An 18145-nucleotide genomic window follows, 5' to 3' on the forward strand; every position below is an offset into this window, starting at 1 on the left:
CCTCGGTCCCAGGGCGCCGCGTGGCCCCACCGCGCCGCACGACGTAAGACCTGCCGAGGCTCTAATCGCTGCTGAATGACAAACCAGTGGCAGGCCAGCGGGCCTGAGCATGCGACGGGGATGTTCTTTCCGGTCGCTGCAGCGCGGCTGGCGGCCTTGGTCAGGGTCCCAGATAATCCGTTCAATTCCCGATTGTGCCTGCTGCTTTGGATTGGTTCCGAAGGCTCAGAAGGGCTTCGACCACTTCCATGGACCGCTCGCCGAAGGGGCTGGCGGCAGCGAAAGTGACAGCGTCATCGACCCGCTCTCCGGCATCGGCGCGCGAGATGATGTCTGCAGCCGCAAGATGAAACTGGGCATGGGCCAATTGAAGTTTAGAGAAGGCTGGCAATCCTGCATGGGAACGGCCATGCCCCCGGATCCAGCATCCAAGCTCGCAGACGTCGTCTCTAGCGACCTCTGTCGCGCTTATCGATCGATCGGGATTGCGAATGTAGTTCCTGAGGTGCGTTTTCCAGTTGGAGTGCGCCCGAATAGCATCATCATAGTCCATCGCCGCGCCTCAACCTCCGGATGATGCTCAGACTCAGCGTGTGTTCTTGATCCAAGATCAGTCTTTCGTAACATTTTCCGTAGCGGCATGTCCAATAAAGCGATCGCCTCCGTGTGATCGCGGGCGAGCAATGGTTACCAATCTGGGCGCGCCCAAACGAAGCGGCATGAAAGACCCAAGTAAAATGCGGCCCGCCGCTCAGCCGCAACGGCCTCGCATCGCGGCTCTTAGCATGCCGGCGGCTACGATTGGCATCAGGTCGCCCCTTCAGGGCAAAGCTCCAAGGGAGAGCCGATTCCGCATCCCATCTCGGAAAACGGGCCAAAGGCTTTGGCGAGACGTTTTGTGCTTCTTTTTCAACGCTTTGCGCAGAGTGGGATGCTCGCGTCCGGCACTGGCGTAAATCGTCCCATTTGATGCGGGCCTGCGAATTGGATTTTAACGCCTTAGCGGCAGGCACATGCCGGAAGCTCTCCCATCAGCGCTCAGGCATGGATCCCGGATAGGCGCCGCCTCGCGGCCTGTTCGGGATGACAGCGCAGTTGGGACGGGACGGAGGTATCCCGAAAGCCACCCAAAATCGCTCGCATTTGACCCTTCGGCTTCACGCAACGTCAAACTGCATGAATCCCCGGCTCGCGCTCGACTTGGTTAATTTTACCTTGTTTTGGCGTTTACCTTGCGTTCATCACTGTTTCCCGGCTTTCTCCGGTCAACGAGCGGCGCACGGCGTCGCCACAGGTTGGCGGGACAGGTTCTCTTACATGATCAGCAAGGTTCTCACCGTTTCGGCACTTACGGCCTCGGCCTTCTCGGCCGCGCTGCTGCTCTCGACAGTCGCCCAGGCTGGAGGTTGCTACGGCTCGTCCTGTCGCCCGGCCCCCTGCCGGGGCTCGGCCTGCTACAATCTGGTCCAGACCCCGCCGGTCTATGACACCATCGCCGAGACGCAGCTGGTGCGGAAGGCGCAGACGCAGCGCCGCGTCGTCCCGGCGCAGTACGACTACGTCACCGAGAACGTGATGATCCAGCCGGCCCGGCAGATCCCGCATCATATCCCGGCGCAGTATTCGAGCGTCTCCGAGAAGGTGCTGATCTCGCCCGGCGGCAAGCGCTGGGAGGTCACCACCGACGCCTATGGCCGCACCCCCGGCTGCTGGGTCTATGACAAGCCGCAATACGGCATCCGCCAGCGCACCGTCGAGGTGTCGCCGGCCACCGTCGAATACGAGACCATCCCCGCCGTCTACACGCAAAAGCAGCGCAAGGTGATGGTGCGGCCGACGCAGGTACTGAGCCAGACGATTCCCGCCGTCTACGAAACCCGCCATCGCCAGGTGCTGGTGAGCCCCGGCTCGCAGCAGTGGCAGAAGGCCGGCTACTGAGTTTTTCAACCCTACGTTTACATGCAGACCCTTTGACTACGGAAAAGACCACTCAAACCCCGGCTCCGGCCGGGGTTTTTTTATGGGGTTCAGGACTGCAGCCAGAGACGCGATGAAGACGGCGTATTGTTTTCAACGACAAGCCTCGCCTTGCCGCGTCATTCCGGGCGCAGCGGAGCGGAGCTCCGGAATCCATCATAGAGCCCATTCCGGCGACGGATGCGCTTGACGATGGATTCGAGGGCAAGCCCGGAATGACGGCCGTGTTTGGGAGAAGGTCGTCCTGAATCCGGGGGGCGATATCGAGCGTGCGTGTCGCCTTGGACTAGCGCCGATAGCGGCCGTTGCTGACCACAACGCCCTGGCTGGCCACGCCGTCATTACAGGGGCCGCCGACCGCGATCGGAGCCATGCCAAAGGCAGCGTAGTCGAACGACGTGCCGGCACGCGGACCGCTCCGGAAGCGGCAAACGGTGCTCACTTCGCGGCGGGGCTCGGGCCGATAGTCGCCACGGTCCCGGTTACGGTCGTCGCCATAGTCGGGGCGCCGCTCCGTCCGTCTGTCCGACCGGCGGTCGAAACGCTCGTCTTCGCGTCGATCAAAGCCACCGCTCCTGCGGCGCTGAACGCATTCGCCAGTTTCACGTACAGCGACAGTTCCGGGAGGGCAGCTTGAGCGCTCTCCGGGGTAGCGCTGCTGCGCGTCGGCTGAATTCAGATCGCCAAAAATGAAGAGTGACATGAAGGCGAGTAGTGCAGATTTAAGTCGAACCCCAGCCATCGTTCCGTTCCCCCCCCCCCCGGATGCTTCCCTAAGGTCATGACAATTTCATTTCCGTCTTGCTTTAGCAAGGACGCCACCGAAAGGGTTCATGGCGCAGAGGACGGTCATGCTGAGGCTCGCCGCGCGGACATCGGCCATGGCGCCGCGCCATGGCGGTCGAGGCCCAAGTGTTCTCGATGAAGACGGGGCGCTCGAGGTTTCGATCGGGCCGGCATTCTTAAGCGTGATCTCGTGGCGGTCCCAGAACCGTCGGAGCCCAGTGATTCCGTCAGCTCGAAACCCGCCCTACGCCAGCCCGCCCATCAGCAGCGCGAGCACGCCGACGCCGATGAGGAAGGCGAGCATGCGGGCGGGCATGCCGATCAGGCTGCCGGGCGTGCGCCCGAGCGCCAAGCCGGCCGCGATCTCCGAGAGACCAAGGCCCAGCAGCACGAGGATGAAGGGCGGGAAGGTGGCCGAGGGCGCGATCCAGCCTGCCTTGAAGACGGCTGAGACGATCGCGCCGAGCGCGGCGCCAAACGCGACGAAAACCAGCTCGGCGCGCGTGAACCGCATGATGGCGCTCAGCGCCGACGGAAGTTCTGGTTGCGCGGCGGGCCGCCCGGAGCGGGGCCGGCGGTCTTCTGGCGGAAGTTGATGCGGCCGCGATCGAGATCGTAGGGCGACATCTCCACGACGACGCGGTCGCCGGCGATGGTGCGGATCCGGTTCTTCTTCATCTTGCCGGCCGCATAGGCCAGGATCACGTGGTCGTTGTCGAGCTTCACCCGATAATTGCCGTCCGGCAGCACTTCGACCACCGTGCCGTCAAATTCGAGCAGTTCTTCTTTAGCCATTCTGTCGTCCTTCGTGTGCCCTGGGGCGCTGGGAACGGGCCGACCCGAAGGATCGACGCCGCCCCGTTGTCAGCTTGTCGCGCGTCAGTTCGCGCGCCGCCGGGCGCCGTTGGTGCGTGGTTGCTGTGTTCTTTGCTGCAAGAACGCGACGCCGCCAAGCCCTTCCTTGGCCGCTCCACCGTCTTTTCGGGGGCTTTGAGCCTCGCTGCGCTGCGGCCGGTCGTTGCGCGGCGCATCATTGCGGGGTGCATCGGAACGCTGGCCGCCGCCTGCAGGCTTGGCCTGGGGACGACCCGAGCGTTCGCCCTGCGGCCGGCCCTGGTCGCGACCGCCGCCGCCCTGCTGGCCGCGTCCGCCGCGACCCTGGTTCTGCGGCGGCTTCTTCGGGGTGCGGCCATCCCAGTACGGCACCTCGCCCATGGGCGTGATGGCGACGCGGGTCAGCTTCTCGATCGCGGCGAGATCGCCGCGCTCTTCGGGCGTGCAGAAGGCAATCGCGATGCCAGACGCGCCGGCGCGCGCGGTGCGGCCGATGCGGTGGACATAGGTCTCGGCGACGTTGGGCAGGTCGAACTGGACGACATGGCTGATGCCGTCGACATCGATGCCGCGGGCGGCGATGTCGGTGGCGACGAGGATGCGCAGTTCGCCGTCACGGAAGGCGCCGAGCGCCCGCTCGCGCTGGCCCTGGCTCTTGTTGCCATGGATCGCGGCGGACTTGATGCCGGAGATCTCGAGCTGGCGGACGACCTTGTCGGCGCCGTGCTTGGTGCGGGTGAAGACGATGGCGCGCTCCATCTCGGGCGTGCTCAGGGTCTTGGCGAGCAGCGCCGGCTTCTCACCGGGCTGGGTAAAAACCACGCGCTGGTCGATCTTCTCGGCGGTGGTCGCGACGGGCGCGACCGAGACCTCGACGGGATCGGTGAGATAGGCCGAGGCGATCTCGCGGATCGGCTTGGGCATCGTCGCCGAGAACAGCAGCGTCTGGCGCTTCTTGGGGATCAGCGTCGCAATCCGGCGCAGGGCATGGACGAAGCCGAGATCGAGCATCTGGTCGGCCTCGTCGAGGACGAGATATTCGATCTCGCGCAGCGAGACGGCGCGCTGGTCGACGAGATCGAGCAGGCGGCCGGGGGTGGCGACGAGGATGTCGACATGCTGGCCAAGCGCGCGGATCTGCTTGCCGACGGGCACGCCGCCGAAGACGACGGTCGACTTGATGGTGGTGAACTGGGCGTAGGCGCGGATCGAGGTCTCGATCTGGGCGGCGAGCTCACGGGTCGGCGACAGGATCAGCGCGCGAACCGAGCGCGTTTCCATGCGGCGCGGCTGCGACAGCAGGCGCTGGATCAGCGGCAGCGCGAAGGCGGCGGTCTTGCCGGTGCCGGTCTGGGCGGCGCCGAGAAGGTCGCGGCCCTGGAGGATGGACGGAATCGCCTGGGCCTGGATCGGCGTGGGCGTGGTGTAACCTTCGGAGGCGAGCGCCTTGAGAAGCTGCTCGGCCAGGCCGAGGTCGGTGAATTGAGTCAAAACAGGTCTTTCCGGACGCCGTGACGCAAGGGGCACATGTGGGTATCGGCTGTGCCGCCGGATTGCGTCCGGCCTTGAATATTGAATCTGTCCTTCCGGCGAACCGCTAAGCCACAGCGCCGGCAGGTGTCTTCGATGGTGGTATCGGTCTTGAAAGCCGGGCGGGCGCGAGAGGCGCCTGCCCGGTCGATGGTCGTTTCAGTCTCAGGCGACGGAGAGGTTGCCGGCCGAGGACTTGCCGGTCTTGCGATCGGCGATCAGCTCGTAGGAAACGACCTGGCCTTCGACCAGCTCGCGCAGGCCGGCCCGCTCGACAGCGGAGATGTGGACGAAGATGTCCTGTCCGCCGTTCTCAGGGGTGATGAAGCCGTAGCCCTTGGTGGTGTTGAACCACTTGACGGTGCCCTTATCCATGGAAGGTAGTCCTCACGTTTCAGATCCGCGTATGTGATGAAGACACGGCGCGGCGCGCGGACGCCTGCCATGGTCTTGTAGTCGATGTGTGGTGGATCTGAATCGTGCCCGCCGACCGGAGTGAACCGCGCGGAGGATGGTCAGAACCCGGCCGCATCTCGTCTTACATGGGTGGAGCTAGCACAAAACGCAATGCGGGTCCAGCGGCGGGTCCGGAATGCAAGCGGCCCGGTTTGATATCTCGCGCGGTTGGCGCCTGTCGCCAGTGCGGCGCCGGTCCTATATACTTAACACAAAGCAGGAGCCAGGCCGACATGGTAGACGATTGGGTTGAACTGACCCCTGCTGGCGAGAGCATTCAAGAGGACTACGCCAAAGGAAAAATTCAGGTCAATTTGGCTAATGCGACCAGCATCTGGCCTATGGCAAACGGTTTTTCCGAGATTTGGTTCTTCGCCGCTGGCGACGATGCGCGAAGGTTTTACGTTCGCGAGACGCCGACAGAAATCTTAGCCCTGCGCAAACGCCATGCCTAAAGCCCCCCAAAAGGCGAGAAGCGCCCCGCCGACGTGATCGGCAACGCCGTCCATATCATGCGAATTGCGACGGGCAAGGCCGCGCGGCGCTCGGCCCAACGGCGGGCGCAAGCGAGCCGAGAGCAAGAGCCCTGAACGCCGCGCCGAGATTGCTAAGACGGCAGCGGCGAAGCGTTGGGGGCCTATAACACAAAGCCCCGCGTGAGCGGGGCTTTGGGACGTGACAATATCTAGGCTTCCTCGAAGCTTGTCATCGCTCATTGAGGGGCCTGCCCAGCAAGCTAGGTCTTAGCGCCCGACAACCGGGCTACCAAGCCTATATAGCCGATTCAGTCCTGCTTTTCAATGCGGTCGAGGCCGAGCCCGCAAAGGACCGAGCGCCGAACGCCGGCCAAATCCTCAGCGCTCAATGCAGGGTATTCATATTTCCGCCTACCGACCTTAATTGCTGACAGTCTGTATAGACCAATATTCATCAGCATATCCGCCTTAGCCCAACATGGAAGATCATCATCTTCCATGGGGTGATAATTTTTGGACAGGCGGAAACAGAAAGGCAGATCATGTCTCGGCGGCGTTAAGCTAATCGGAACGATCGCGACAATGTCGGAACGATAGGGTAGCTTTGGTGATACCACGATGACTGGTCGCGGCTTGACCATCTCAGGAATGCGGAAGCCGGAAAAATCGCATATCAAAATCTGCCCCGCACGCGGGTGAAACTGCAGAGCCATCGCGCCCTCGTATAGCAAGCTTGCCAGGCCGGACAGTTAGCATGCTTGCGGTAACATATGCAAGCATGCTAACTCCATCTCCGCAAGCAAGGAGCGCTCTAATGTCCGATGACAGCCCTAAAAGCAAAGGTGGCCGCGCGCGCGCTATCGCGTTATCCCCAGAACGGCGTCGCGAGATCGCGCGCAACAGCGCCGCTTCAAGGTGGGCAGCGGCGGCCGCAATTCCAAAAGCTGAGTTTGGTTCAGATCAATCGCCACTTAAAATCGGCGACATCGAGTTGGATTGTTTTGTCCTGAACAATTCGCTGCGCGTCATATCGCAACGGGGCATGTTCCGAGGCCTCGGCGTCACGCGAGGCGGCCCCCGAGAAGACATGAAGCCCGACGAGGGCGGCGCCGAACTACCGCGTTTTGCTACTCAAAATTGGATTTTTAAGCATCTTTCCAGCGACTTAACGATGGCGCTGAGAAATCCAATTTTGTTCAGCGCCCCCGGCGCTCCGCGCGGCTTAGGCTACCCGGCAACAATCTTGCCTGAAATTTGCGATGCGATCCTTGCCGCTCGGGCCGCCGGCGACACAACGGAAAGGCAAGATGGAATTGTTGCGCGTGCCGAAGAGCTTATTCGTGCGTTCGCTCGGGTTGGCATTATCGCCCTCGTTGATGAGGCTACGGGCTATCAAGAGTATCGCGCGCGCGACGAGCTACAAAAAATCCTTGCTGCCTATGTATCGCCAGAGCTTTTGCCTTGGACGCAGCGCTTCCCGCAAAATTTTTACGCGGAGCTGCATCGCGTTCGGGGCTGGAATTATGCGCCGGGCTCGAACAAGAGAAACCATTACATAGGAAAATTAACAAACGAACTCATTTATAAACAATTGCCGGATGGAGTTTTGGATGAACTTCGGGCAAAAAATCCAGTAGATTTCGAAAAAAAGCGACGTAAAAACCTTCATTATAGATACCTAACCGAAGAAGTGGGCGATCCACACCTACAGAAACAAATTATCGCTGTGACAACTCTGCTTTCGGTATCCGACGATTGGACCGAATTCACTCGTTTGTTCTGCAAGAAATTCAAACCGCAAGCAGGCGACTTATTTGCCCTTCCACCGCCGCCAAGCGAAGATGATGCTTGACGCCAGCGCGGCGGGCTCGCTGGAGCCCGCCGCGCTGTCTTGTCTGCCGATTTGAGTCTCAAGGCGGGCAGACCGCGCCGGTCTCAGCCCAGGCCTTGAACAGCGCGCCGAACTGGTCCTGCGTGCCGGGCGCCGGCTGGCGGCCCGGCCCCGGGCGCCAGGCCCAGCCGACCAGCGTGTCCTCGGCGACATGCTTGATCAGCGCCGCGAGATCGCGGCTGCCATTGCGGTTGGGGTCCTTCATCTGCTCGCAGATCTGGCCCAGCGTCTTGCCTTCCCACGCCATCGAGGCCGGGGCCAGCGCCCAGTGGCCGTCGCCCGGCACGCGCGCCGGATCGAAGTTCTCCTTGCCGTGGCAGGTCGAGCAGGCCATGCCCGGCGCGCCATGGCCGTCCTTGCCGCGCACGACGAGCGGCTGGTGGGGACGCTGGAGATCGGTCTGGCGCGGCCGCTCGGTCGCCGGGTGGCAGTTCACGCAGCGCGGATGCTGCAGAACCTTGCCCATCTCGGTGAAGATCGCGGCAGAACGCGCCTCGCGCTGTCCGATCGACTGGAAGCTCTCGACCGGCCGCAGCGTGCCGGCGGGCGGCGTCGGCGTCTGGGCGAGCGTGAGGGCGGAACCACCGACCGCCAAGCCGAGACCGGCCATGGCGGCGAGAAGGCTCTGGCCAAGAAGGGTTCGACCTTGCATCACGCGACCCCCCCGACCATCGGCAGGCGACGCGGCCGCCCCTGGCCGAGCCGCGCCAGCGCATTGGCAACGGCAGGACCGATCGGCGGCACGCCGGGCTCGCCGACGCCGGTCGGCTTCTCGGTCGAGGCGATGATCTTCACCTCAACCTCCGGCATCTCGTGGATACGCAGCGAGCGGTAGCTGTCGAAATTGGTCTGGACCGGCTTGCCCTTGTCGAGCGTGAGTTCGCCATAGAGGGCATGGCCGAGACCGAAGCCAATGCCGCCCTCCATCTGGGCGCGGATCACGTCGGGGTTGACGGCGATGCCGCAGTCGATCGCGCACCAGACCTTGTGGACCTTCGGCTCGCCGCCCTCGCCCACAGAGACCTCGGCGATCTGCGCGACGAAAGAGCCGAAGCTCTCCGCCACCGCGACGCCCCGCGCGCGGCCATTGCCGGCATCCGGGCCGGTCCATTTCGCCAGTTCGGCGACGGCCTTCAACACGCCCGCCAGGCGCGGCTCCTTGCCCATCAAGGCGAGGCGGCCGGCGACCGGATCCTGCCCCGCGGCCTGGAGCAGTTCGTCCACGAAGCACTCGACCGCATAGGCGGTGTGGGTGTGACCGACCGAACGCCACCACAGCGTCGGCACGCCGACCTTGGCGGTGTGAACCTCGCAGCGGAAATCCGAGACCTCATAAGGCAGCTCGTTGGCGCCCTCGACCATGGTCGCATCGACGCCGTCCTTCACCGTCATCGCCTCGAAGGGCGTGCCGAGGAAGAAGGACTGGCCGACGATGCTGTTGGTCCAGGCGGTGATCCTGCCGTCCTTCACCGCGCCGCGCATGCGGTGGACGAAGAGCGGGCGGTAATAGCCGCCAGTCAGATCGTCCTCGCGGGTCCAGACCAGCTTGACCGGCCGGTTGGGGCCGATCGCCTTGGCGCACATGGCCAATTCCGCCGCCAGATGCTGGCTGACCTGCGCGCGGCGGCCGAAGGAGCCGCCGGCAAGCATGGTCTCGAGCTGCACCTTCTCAGGCGGCAATTCGAGGATCGTGGCGATGGTCTGGTGCTCGGTGGTCTGGAACTGGCTGCCGAAGCGGGCGAGCGCGCCCTGCGCGTTCCATTCGAGATAGCCGTCGAGCGGCTCCATCGGCGCATGCGCCAGATAGGGGAAGACGTATTCCGCCTCGATCACCCGCTCGGCCTTTGCAAGCGCAGCCTCCGCATCGCCGTGACTTCCCGCGACCTTGCCCGGCGTACGGGCGAGCGCGCGATACTCGACGACGAGCTCCGTGCTGCCGCGCTTTTCGGCCTCGCTCTCGTCCCAGACGACCTTGAGAGCCTCGCGGCCCTTGATCGCCGGCCACATGCCCTGCGCATAGACGGCGACACCCGAGCCGATCTGCTTGACGTCGACGACGCCCTTGACCTTGAGCGTCTCGGTCGCGTCGAAGTTCGCGACCTTGCCGCCGAAGCGCGGCGGACGGGCGACGACAGCCGTCAGCATGTTCGGCGCGCTGATGTCGATGGTGAACTTCGTCTTGCCGCGGGCCTTGTCGGCACCGTCGAGCCGCTTCACCACGCCCTCCTTGCCGATCAGCCGGAACTGGGACGGCTGCTTCAGCGGCGCATTGTCCGGCACCGGCAGTCTTGCGGCGGCCTCGGTGAAGTCGCCGAAACGACCCTGCTTGCCCGAGGCATGCGTCAGCACGCCCTTCTCGATCGTGATCTCACCGGGGGAAACCTTCCAGGCCTGCGCCGCGGCCTGCATCAGCATGGCCCGGGCGGTCGCGGCTGCCTTGCGGATCTGATCGAAGGAATTGGCCATGGCGGTGGAGCCGCCCGTGCCCTGCACGCCGAAGGCGAGATTGGCGTAGAGCTTGACGTCGGCCGGCGCATGCTCGGCGCGCATCTGGCCCCAATCGGCGTCCATCTCCTCTGCGACGAGCGTCGCGAGCCCCGTGAAGGGCCCCTGCCCGAACTCGATATGCTTGACCAGCACGGTGACGCTGTGGTCGGGCGCGACGCGGATGAAGGCGTTCGGCGCGAAGGCCGCGGCGCCGGCCGACTGGGCGCGGGCGGCCTTGGGCAGATGCAGCGCGATGACGAGGCCGCCGGCCCCGGCGAGAAGCGAGCGGCGCGAGAGGGTGAGATCGTGGGCGGTCATGCTCAACCCTCCAGCGTGCGGGCTGCGGCATGGATCGCCGTGCGGATGCGGGCATAGGTGGCGCAGCGACAGATGTTGCCGTTCATGGCGAGATCGATGTCGCGGTCGCTCGGCTTGCGGTTCTCCTTCAGGAGGGCGACCGCGCTCATCACCTGGCCGGACTGGCAGTAGCCGCATTGCGGCACGTCGAGGCTGTCCCAGGCGGCCTGGACCGCGGCGGCCTCCTTGCCCTCCAGCGCTTCGATCGTGGTGACCTTGCCTTCGACTGCCGAGACCGGCGTGACACAGGAGCGCACGGGCTGTCCGTCGATCCAGACCGTGCAGGCGCCGCATTGGGCGACGCCGCAGCCGAATTTGGTGCCGGTCAGGCCGAGATTGTCCCGGATCGCCCAGAGCAGGGGCGTGTCGTCGTCGACATCGACGCTATGGATGCGTCCGTTGACGGTGAGTGTGTGAGCCATGGCTGCCTCGCGGATGGAGATGGGGTGTTGAGAACCGGAACGACGCGCCGGCGCGGGGGTTACCTTGCGAACCCTTTCCGGCCTAGCGTTGAACAGCGGCGGCCGTCGCGGCCGCCCGAGAATGGACTGTTTGGATAAATCCAGTCTAGTCGGTATGGTGGCTCAGAGTCTGGAATTCGTCAAGACTGAGAATGAGCACGTCACGAGAAAGCTCCCCGGTTCCGCCGGATGAAGCCAGGACCCGCATCGAGCAGATCGCCGATGCAGCTCTTCGGCGGTTTGCGCGCTATGGCTTCAAGCGAAGCTCGATGGACGACATTGCGCGCGAGGCCAGCCTCGCCAAGGCAACGATCTACCTGCATTTCAAGGGCAAGGACGATGTCTTCCGGGCGATGATCGAGCGTTTCGCGGCTCAGATCGAAGCCCGATGCGCAGCGGTGATGGCGCAGCCCCTGCCCTTTCCCGACAAGCTCACGGCGCTGATGCTGGCCTATTTCGCGACCGGCTATGCCGCCTTCGGAGATGGCGAGCACCTGCAGGAACTCAAGGCGCTGATGGCCAGCATCGCGCTGCGCGAATTGCAGGCGCTGGAGCGGATCTTCACCGTCACCGCCACGGCCCTGCTGGCGCAGTCCGCCTCGTCAGGCGAGATCGCGCTGGGATCGCTCGAGCCGATCGGAATCGTCGAGACGCTGGTCCGCGCCGCCATCGGCGCGAAGATGGGGACGCCGCCCTCGCTGGAGACCTATGAGGCCAGGCTGCGTTTGGCGGCGGCGGTCGCGGCGCAGGCGGTTGCGAAGCGGTAGTCCGACGTCTCGCATAGTCCGGTCCTGACGGCGGCCTGACGGCCGCTCAGCCCTCTTTCGCCCGCACGGCGCCCAGCGCCGCTTGCGCCGCCGCCAGCCTTGCGATCGGCACGCGGAAGGGCGAGCAGGAGACGTAGTCTAGCCCGACGCTGTCGCAGAAGCCGATCGAGGCCGGATCGCCGCCATGCTCGCCGCAGATGCCGAGCTTGATGTCGGGGCGCGCCTTGCGGCCGCGCTCGACGGCGATCTTGACGAGCTCGCCGACGCCCTCCTGGTCGATCGTGACGAAGGGATCGGCGGCGAGGATGCCCTTGGCCGTGTAGGAGCCGAGGAACGAGCCGGCGTCGTCGCGGCTGATGCCGAGCGTGGTCTGCGTCAGGTCGTTGGTGCCGAAGGAGAAGAACTCGGCCGTGCGGGCGATCTCCTCGGCGCGCAGGCAGGCGCGCGGCAGCTCGATCATGGTGCCGACCTGATAGGTCAGCTCGACGCCGCTCTCGGCCGTCACGGCCCTAGCCATCGCGTCGATGCCGGCCTTGACCAGGTCGAACTCGGGCACACCCATCACCAGCGGGATCATGACCTCGGGAATCACCGGCTTGCCGGTTTCCCGGGCCGCGATCACCGCCGCCTCGAAGATGGCGCGGGCCTGCATCTCGGCGATCTCGGGATAGGCGATCGCGAGACGGCAGCCGCGGAAGCCGAGCATCGGGTTGAACTCGTGGAGTTCGGTCGCGCGGTGCTTCAGCGTCTCCGGCGTCACGCCGAGTGCCTTGGCGACGGCCGCGATCTCGGCTTCGCTATGCGGCAGGAACTCGTGCAGCGGCGGATCGAGCAGGCGGATCGTGACGGGAAGGCCCTGCATGATCGTGAAGAGCTGGACGAAGTCCTGGCGCTGCATGGGCAGGAGCTTGGCGAGCGCGGCGCGACGACCCGTGTCGTCATGAGCGAGGATCATCTCGCGCACCGACTGGATGCGGTCTTCCTCGAAGAACATGTGCTCGGTGCGGCACAGGCCGATGCCTTCGGCGCCGAAGTCGCGCGCGGTGCGGGCGTCCTCGGGCGTCTCGGCATTGGCGCGGACCTTGAGGCGGCGGACCTTGTCGGCCCAGCCCATCAGCGTGCCGAACTCGCCCGACAGCTCCGGCTGCTGCATCTTGATCTCGCCGATCATCACCTGGCCGGCGGCGCCGTCGATCGTGATGAAATCGCCGGCCTTCAGCGTGGTCGAACCGACGGTCATCGTGCCCTTGGCGTAGTCGACGCGGATCTGGCCGGCGCCGGAGACGCAGGGCTTGCCCATGCCGCGCGCCACGACCGCCGCATGCGAGGTCATGCCGCCGCGCGTGGTCAGGATGCCTTCGGCCGCATGCATGCCGTGGATGTCCTCAGGGCTCGTCTCGACGCGCACGAGGATGACCTTGCGGCCGGCCTTCCTGGCGGCTTCGGCATCGTCGGAGTTGAAGACGATCTCGCCGGCAGCGGCGCCGGGCGAGGCCGGCAGGCCCGTCGTCAGGATACGGCGCTCGGCCTTGGGATCGATCATCGGGTGCAGGAGCTGGTCGAGCGCACCGGGCTCGACGCGGCCGACGGCCTCCTCCTGCGTGATCAGGCCTTCCTCGGCGAGTTCGACCGCGATCCGCAGAGCGGCCTTGGCGGTGCGCTTGCCGGACCTCGTCTGCAACATCCAGAGCTTGCCCTCCTGGATGGTGAACTCCATGTCCTGCATGTCGCGGTAGTGCTTCTCGAGGATGCCGTAGATGCGGCACAGCTCGGCATAGGCCTCCGGCATCACCCGCTCCATCGAGGGCTTGTCGGAGCCGGCCTCCTTGCGGGCGACCTCGGTGATGTCCTGCGGCGTGCGGATGCCGGCGACGACGTCCTCGCCCTGCGCATTGACCAGGAACTCGCCATAGAGCGCGTTTTCGCCGGTCGAGGGGTTGCGGGTAAAGGCGACGCCGGTGGCGGAGGTGTCGCCCATATTGCCGAACACCATCGACTGGACGTTGACCGCCGTGCCCCAGGCGGCGGGGATGCTGTTCAGCTCGCGATACTTGATCGCGCGGGCGTTCATCCAGGAGGAGAAGACCGCGCCGACAGCGCCCCAGAGCTGAGCCTGCGGGTCCTGCGGGAAGTCGCTGCCGAGCGTCTTCCTGACGATGTCCTTGTACTTGCCGACCAGGACCTTCCAATCCTCGGCGCCGAGATCAGTGTCGAGATGGTAGCCCTTGCGCTCCTTGTAGTCCTCGAGCGCCTCCTCGAAATCGCCGTGGTCGACGTCGAGCACGACGTTGGAATACATCGTGATGAAGCGGCGGTAGCTGTCCCAGGCGAAGCGGGCGTCGCCCGAGGCCTTGGCGACCGCCTCGACGGTAACATCGTTCAGGCCGAGGTTCAGGACCGTGTCCATCATGCCCGGCATCGAGGCGCGCGCGCCCGAACGCACCGACACCAGAAGCGGATTGGCGGGGTCACCGAAGGTCTTAGCCGTCAGGCGGCCCATGTCGGCGAGCGCGGCTTTCGCCTGCGCCTCCAGCTCCGGCGGGAACTGCTTGCCGTTGTCGTAGTACCAGGTGCAGACCTCGGTGGTGATGGTGAAGCCGGGCGGCACAGGCAGGCCGAGATTGCTCATCTCGGCGAGGTTTGCTCCCTTTCCGCCGAGCAGGTTCTTCATGCCCGCCTCACCCTCGGCCTTGCCGTCGCCGAAGGTGTAGACCCATTTCCCGCCAGCCATCACATATGCCTCTTCATCCAGCCCGGCGCAGCAACGCCAGGGCGATCCAAAAGTTTCCGCGAAGCGTCGCCAAGCATGCCAGCGACGGGCTCCGGGTGCTCATGCCGAAAACTGCGGGAACAATCAATCAGCCAACAGGCAAAGACGCCGCCCTCTGCATCGCATCTGGGTCCGGCTGAGCTCTCATTCGCGCGTCACAGGCGACAGCCTTAGAAAGGGTATGCGCTGGTGCGCCTCGTGGGTCATCGAGCGATATCCGGCGACGGCAGTGCCGGCCTCGCGACTATCGCGCAATCCCACCAACTTTTCGACACGCTGCGCCCGCTGGATGCCACTTCGGTTCAGGGCCTTGCCATCCGCGCCTTCTTGGGCCAGCGCAGCGGCCAGGCGACGATGCGGTCGGGCACGTCGTCGTCGGGCACGTCGTCCTCGCTGGCAAAGACGCGGTTGCGCACCGCGACGCCGGCCTCGACCACCGTTTCAGGATCGCCCGAGACCAACGGATGCCACCAGGGCAGGTCGCGCCCCTCGGCGATGAGGCGATAGGCGCAGGTCGGCGGCAGCCAGGGCAGCGTGCGTACGTCATGGGGCGTCAACGTCACGCAATCGGGCACGATGGTGGAGCGGTTTTCGTAGTCCTTGCAGCGGCATGTGCCGGCATCGAACAGGCGGCAGCCGATATCGGTCGCCAGGATCGCGCCGGTATCCTCGTCCTGGAGTTTCACGAGGCAGCAGCGTCCGCAGCCGTCACAGAGCGATTCCCATTGCTCGCGGTTCATCGCCTCGAGCGAGGTGGTGCGCCAGAAAGGTTCGTCTCGATCTTGGTCGCGGGTCATGCCGCCTTATGCGCCGCGGCGGGCTGCGAGGGAAGCGCGGGGCGCCAGATCCTGGCATTCTGCGCGTCCGCATCCGCCGACCGGATTGCGCAGTAAGCGATGCGACGTACTAAAACGGGACAACCTCGCTGGCCCGAAATCTGCTGTCCACCATCGATCGGGCGGCGACCACTGACACCGCGACGAACAGCCATTATGTAATCAGGCGCCGCCGCATTTATGTTACCTAGGCGGCAAGAGCGCGGCAGGGCCATGTCGCCGTCTCATCGAGACGGCGACCCTCATCGGGATGCCAGGACGGCGATGGAGTTCAGGAAGACAGGCTGGGCGACCCGACTGAAGCGCTTTGCGCTGGCGGTCGATTCATGGGTCGATGCCGGGCTGTGGGGCGCGGCGCGGCGCGCCGGCGACACCTATGAACGCATTCGCAGCCTCACCGACCGGCTCACCGTCAGCGGCGGCCAGAGGCTCGCGGCGGAATTCGCCAGCGAGGGGCTGAATGTCGGTATCGTCGGCGCATTCCTGATGCTCTCGCTGGCCATCCCCTCCTTCAACGAGGGGCGCGAGGAGGCCCTGAAGAACCAGGTCTTCGCCGTGACCTTCCTTGATCGCTACGGCGCCGAGCTCGGCCATCGCGGTGCGCGGCACGACGATTCGCTCAAGCTCGACCAGATGCCGGACCATCTCATCAAGGCCGTGCTGGCGACCGAGGACAGGCGCTTCTACGACCATTTCGGGATCGACGTCCTCGGCACGCTTCGCGCGGTGACAGTGAATGCACGGGCCTCGGGCGTGGTCCAGGGCGGCTCGTCGCTGACGCAGCAGCTCGCCAAGAACCTGTTCCTGACCAATGAGCGCTCGCTCGACCGCAAGATCAAGGAAGCCTTCCTCGCGCTCTGGCTCGAAACGCGCCTGACCAAGAACGAGATCCTCAAGCTCTATCTCGACCGCGCCTATATGGGCGGCGGCACCTTCGGGGTCGCGGCGGCGGCGGATTACTATTTCGGCAAGTCGGTGAAGGACGTCTCGCTGGCGGAAGCCGCGATGCTGGCGGGTCTGTTCAAGGCGCCGACGAAATACGCCCCCCATGTCAACCTGCCGGCCGCCCGCGCGCGGGCCAACGACGTCCTGAACGCGATGGTCGACGCCGGCTTCATGACGGCGGGCCAGGTCGACAGCGCCAAGCGCAACCCGGCGACGCCGGTCGATCGGCGGCGTGATTCCAGCCCGGACTATTATCTCGACTGGGCCTTCGAGCAGGTGAAGGCGCTGGCCGACGACGGCAAGATCGGCGCCGACCGGGTGCTGACGGTGAAGACACCGCATGATCCCGCCATCCAGGACCGCGCCGACGAGACGATCGAGTCGATCCTGCGCCAGCACGGGCCGGGCTACCGGGCCAAGCAGGCGGCGACCGCGATCATGGACCCGGACGGGGCCGTGCGCGCGCTTGTCGGCGGGCGCGACTATGGCGCGAGCCAGTTCAACCGCGCCACCGCGAGCCTGCGGCAACCCGGCTCGTCTTTCAAACCCTTCGTCTATGCGACGGCGCTGGCGGCGGGGCTCTACAAGCCCAACACGGTCGTCACCGACCGTCCGGTCTGCATCGGCAACTGGTGCCCCAACAATTACGGCCGCTCCTATGCCGGCTCGATGCCGCTCTATGTCGCGCTGGCCAAATCGATCAATACGACCCCGGTGCAGATGTCGATCGCCATCGGCCAGGCCACCGGCGAAAGCCATGTCGCGCGCGCCGCGCGCATCGGCCGCATGAAGATCATCGAGACGAGCCGGGCCATGGGCCTGAACTCGCCGCTGACCGACACCGTCTCGCTGCCGATCGGCGCGGCGGAGGTCACGGTGATCGACATGGCCGCCGGATATTCCGTCTTCGCCAATGGCGGCAAGCGCGCCAAGCCCTATGCCGCCATCGAGATCCACAACTCGCAGGGTGAGCCGATCTACCGCCACGACCGCGACGAGCCGGCGCCGGCCCAGGTCCTGAGCACCCAGGTCGCCCAGGACATGAACTTCATGCTGTCCAAGGTTCCCACCGAGGGCACGGGCCGCCGTGCCGCGCTGGAGGGCGTGGTCACCGCCGGCAAGACCGGCACCACCAACGGCTACAAGGACGCCTGGTATGTCGGCTATTCCGGCAACCTCGTCGGCGCGGTCTGGTTCGGCAACGACGATTCCTCCGAGACCGCCAACATGACCGGCGGCTCGCTGCCGGCCATGACCTGGAAGGAGATCATGCAGTTCGCCCATCAGGGTCTGGAGCTGAAGCCGATCCCCGGTGTCGCGCCGCCCGATCCGAAGACTGCGACCATCGCCAGGGCCAGCACTCCGTCGAACGCGACGGTCCCGGCGGCAGGGCCCGGTGCCGGTCACATGCCGCGCCAATCCTTCGAGGTGCTCTCTGCTGTCGGCGCGATGTTCAAGACGATCGAGCCCGCCCGCGTTGCCGGGCCGCGCCTGCAGGTGGGCATCCGTGAGGTCTCCGCGACAACAGGCGAGACGCGGATTCGGTAGGGGTTCTGCTGGTTCGGCTTCAGT

Annotated in this window: 17 protein-coding genes; 5 read left to right on the forward strand and 12 right to left on the reverse strand. The window is 65.2% G+C overall.

Annotated elements, in window-relative coordinates; genetic code table 11:
* Positions 1-181: 181 nt before the first annotated feature.
* Positions 182-553, reverse strand: coding sequence for a CZB domain-containing protein (locus AE618_RS27170; protein ID WP_082364954.1), 372 nt, complete (start codon positions 551-553; stop codon positions 182-184).
* 764 nt (positions 554-1317) lie between these two features.
* Between AE618_RS27170 and AE618_RS03075 the strand changes: the two genes are divergently transcribed.
* Positions 1318-1938 (forward strand): hypothetical protein, encoded by a 621-nt coding sequence (locus AE618_RS03075; protein WP_054207588.1) that lies wholly within the window; start codon positions 1318-1320, stop codon positions 1936-1938.
* A gap of 325 nt (positions 1939-2263) precedes the next feature.
* On the opposite strand, the gene AE618_RS27765 is transcribed toward AE618_RS03075, so the two are convergent.
* From AE618_RS27765 to AE618_RS03095, 5 genes are all read right to left on the reverse strand, one after another.
* Positions 2264-2680 (reverse strand): hypothetical protein, encoded by a 417-nt coding sequence (locus AE618_RS27765; RefSeq protein WP_156330070.1) that lies wholly within the window; start codon positions 2678-2680, stop codon positions 2264-2266.
* Between the two features lie 327 nt (positions 2681-3007).
* Positions 3008-3277, reverse strand: coding sequence for a hypothetical protein (locus AE618_RS03080; protein WP_054207589.1), 270 nt, complete (start codon positions 3275-3277; stop codon positions 3008-3010).
* A gap of 8 nt (positions 3278-3285) precedes the next feature.
* Complete coding sequence (gene infA, locus AE618_RS03085) at positions 3286-3558, reverse strand: translation initiation factor IF-1 (protein ID WP_054207590.1); 273 nt, start codon at positions 3556-3558, stop codon at positions 3286-3288.
* Positions 3559-3642: 84 nt separating this feature from the next.
* On the reverse strand, positions 3643-5088 hold the full coding sequence (locus AE618_RS03090; RefSeq protein ID WP_054207591.1) for a DEAD/DEAH box helicase: 1446 nt from the start codon (positions 5086-5088) through the stop codon (positions 3643-3645).
* A gap of 204 nt (positions 5089-5292) precedes the next feature.
* Positions 5293-5502 (reverse strand): cold-shock protein, encoded by a 210-nt coding sequence (locus AE618_RS03095; protein WP_054207592.1) that lies wholly within the window; start codon positions 5500-5502, stop codon positions 5293-5295.
* Between the two features lie 314 nt (positions 5503-5816).
* Between AE618_RS03095 and AE618_RS03100 the strand changes: the two genes are divergently transcribed.
* Positions 5817-6038, forward strand: coding sequence for a hypothetical protein (locus AE618_RS03100; RefSeq protein WP_054207593.1), 222 nt, complete (start codon positions 5817-5819; stop codon positions 6036-6038).
* A 329-nt stretch (positions 6039-6367) separates the two neighbouring features.
* Here AE618_RS03100 and AE618_RS27175 read toward each other — a convergent pair whose 3' ends face one another.
* On the reverse strand, positions 6368-6772 hold the full coding sequence (locus tag AE618_RS27175) for a type II toxin-antitoxin system PemK/MazF family toxin (protein WP_082364955.1): 405 nt from the start codon (positions 6770-6772) through the stop codon (positions 6368-6370).
* 101 nt (positions 6773-6873) lie between these two features.
* Here AE618_RS27175 and AE618_RS27180 point away from each other — a divergent pair, with 101 nt between their 5' ends.
* Positions 6874-7911 (forward strand): P63C domain-containing protein, encoded by a 1038-nt coding sequence (locus tag AE618_RS27180; RefSeq protein WP_082364956.1) that lies wholly within the window; start codon positions 6874-6876, stop codon positions 7909-7911.
* A 58-nt stretch (positions 7912-7969) separates the two neighbouring features.
* Here the strand turns inward: AE618_RS27180 and AE618_RS03105 are convergent, their stop codons facing one another.
* Genes AE618_RS03105 through AE618_RS03115 form a run of 3 tightly spaced genes read right to left on the reverse strand, consistent with a single transcriptional unit; the run spans position 7970 to position 11216 of the window.
* Complete coding sequence (locus AE618_RS03105; RefSeq protein ID WP_054207594.1) at positions 7970-8602, reverse strand: hypothetical protein; 633 nt, start codon at positions 8600-8602, stop codon at positions 7970-7972.
* A complete protein-coding gene (locus AE618_RS03110; protein WP_197280664.1) occupies positions 8602-10755 on the reverse strand; it encodes a xanthine dehydrogenase family protein molybdopterin-binding subunit in 2154 nt (717 codons plus the stop codon). The genes AE618_RS03105 and AE618_RS03110 overlap by 1 nt, the downstream gene beginning before the upstream one ends.
* A gap of 2 nt (positions 10756-10757) precedes the next feature.
* The gene (locus AE618_RS03115; protein WP_054207596.1) at positions 10758-11216 is read right to left on the reverse strand and encodes a (2Fe-2S)-binding protein; all 459 of its coding nucleotides are present in this window, start codon (positions 11214-11216) and stop codon (positions 10758-10760) included.
* Positions 11217-11407: 191 nt separating this feature from the next.
* Between AE618_RS03115 and AE618_RS03120 the strand changes: the two genes are divergently transcribed.
* A complete protein-coding gene (locus tag AE618_RS03120) occupies positions 11408-12022 on the forward strand; it encodes a TetR/AcrR family transcriptional regulator (protein ID WP_054207597.1) in 615 nt (204 codons plus the stop codon).
* A gap of 46 nt (positions 12023-12068) precedes the next feature.
* Here AE618_RS03120 and ppdK read toward each other — a convergent pair whose 3' ends face one another.
* Complete coding sequence (gene ppdK, locus AE618_RS03125) at positions 12069-14753, reverse strand: pyruvate, phosphate dikinase (protein WP_054207598.1); 2685 nt, start codon at positions 14751-14753, stop codon at positions 12069-12071.
* Positions 14754-15094: 341 nt separating this feature from the next.
* The gene (locus AE618_RS03130; RefSeq protein WP_054207599.1) at positions 15095-15589 is read right to left on the reverse strand and encodes a YcgN family cysteine cluster protein; all 495 of its coding nucleotides are present in this window, start codon (positions 15587-15589) and stop codon (positions 15095-15097) included.
* Positions 15590-15892: 303 nt separating this feature from the next.
* Between AE618_RS03130 and AE618_RS03135 the strand changes: the two genes are divergently transcribed.
* Positions 15893-18121, forward strand: a complete 2229-nt coding sequence (locus AE618_RS03135; RefSeq protein ID WP_054207600.1) for a transglycosylase domain-containing protein — start codon at positions 15893-15895, stop codon at positions 18119-18121.
* Positions 18122-18145 lie beyond the last annotated feature (24 nt).

This window comes from Allobosea vaviloviae, from assembly GCF_001298265.1.
Taxonomy (GTDB): Bacteria; Pseudomonadota; Alphaproteobacteria; order Rhizobiales; family Beijerinckiaceae; genus Allobosea; species Allobosea vaviloviae_B.